Origin of the sequence: Streptomyces sp. NPDC002130 (genome assembly GCF_040296465.1) — a bacterium.
Lineage (GTDB): Bacteria > Actinomycetota > Actinomycetes > Streptomycetales > Streptomycetaceae > Streptomyces.
Genome location: NZ_JBEOXI010000906.1, coordinates 1 through 1339, shown reverse-complemented (window position 1 = coordinate 1339; position 1339 = coordinate 1). Strand labels below are relative to the sequence as shown.

Annotated in this window: 1 protein-coding gene; it reads left to right on the top strand. The window is 63.8% G+C overall.

The genetic code is table 11. The annotated features are described in order from the left end of the window. Positions 1 to 340: 340 nt before the first annotated feature. Positions 341 to 1339 (top strand): adenylate/guanylate cyclase domain-containing protein (locus ABT116_RS46840; RefSeq protein ID WP_351647430.1); only part of this gene is annotated, 999 nt, incomplete at its 3' end.

The following is a 1339-nucleotide window of genomic DNA, read 5'->3' as shown; positions in this document are numbered from 1 at the left end:
GTGAGGGCGTGGACGGTGCCGGTGGAGCGGGTGTAGCCGGTGGCGGTGGGGATGCCCTCGGACATCTGGACCTCGCGTGCGCCGCGGATCTTGCGGTAGGGAGGTGGGAGGTCAGGCGTCCCACATAGTCGACACGGCAACGAGCAATAACTAGGCGCACCGGACCACCCTAAGCGATCATTACGACTACTCTCGACACACTATGCAGCGAAGCCGTGTCCCGAGTGCGCCCCTGGGGTCGTGGCTGCTCGGATCCACCGACGAAAGCCCCAGGCGCCGCCGAATCCGCGTCCAGGCACTACTGACCGCCCCTCTCCTGGTCACCAACCTGATCGGAGCGGTGCTGGCGATAGTGCTCGTCGGATTCGTGGTTCCCGGACCCGAGATCATCCACCCCGAATTCGCGTGGATCAACTTTATCGCCGTGCCCGTCTTCATCGGGTGTGTCTTTCTGATCGGACTTCTCTGGGGCACCAAACGCCTCATGCGGGATCTCCGGTGGGCCACCGAGGATCACCGGCCAACCGAGCAGAATCAACGCGCGGCGCTGCGCGGGCCGTGGCGACTGACCCGAGTGCAAGCTGTCCTGTGGACGGCCGCGCTCATCACCTTCACGACCATGTACGGAATCGTCGACCCCGACACCATTCCGAAAGTTCTGTTCACCGTGGCCTTCAGCGGTATCACCACCTGTGCTTTCTGCTACCTGCTCAGCGAGTTCGCACTCCGCCCTATTGCTGCGCGTGCACTCGAGTCCGGAGCACCCCGCAAGGCTGCCGTTCTCGGACTGACCGGCCGGACAATCCTCGTCTGGCTGCTCGGAAGCGGAGTCCCCGTCACTGGCTTGATGCTCGTAGCGGTCTTCAGCTTCATCCGACCTGCTTCGTGGCAAGCCCTCGCAATCGCCATCCTCGTCATCGGCGGGATCACCCTGTGTGTCGGACTCGGGCTGACGTACATCAACATTCGATCGGCCGCGGCCCCCATTCGGTCCGTACGACGAGGCATGGAACAAGTCACCCGTGGCGACCTCACCGCGTCCGTCGTCGTGTACGACGGGACCGAACTGGGACTGCTGCAGACCGGCTTCAACCGAATGGCCGAGGGCCTACGCGAGCGCGAGAGAATTCGCGACCTCTTCGGGCGCCACGTCGGACACGAGGTTGCCGCAAACGCGGTTCGCCGCAACCCCGAACTCGGCGGTGAAGAGCGCGACGTTGCCGTTCTTTTCGTCGACGTCATCGGTTCGACCACCATCGCGGCCACCAACTCCCCTACCGCGGTGGTCGCTCTACTCAACCGATTCTTCGACGTCATCGTCGACGAGGTCGATGCACAC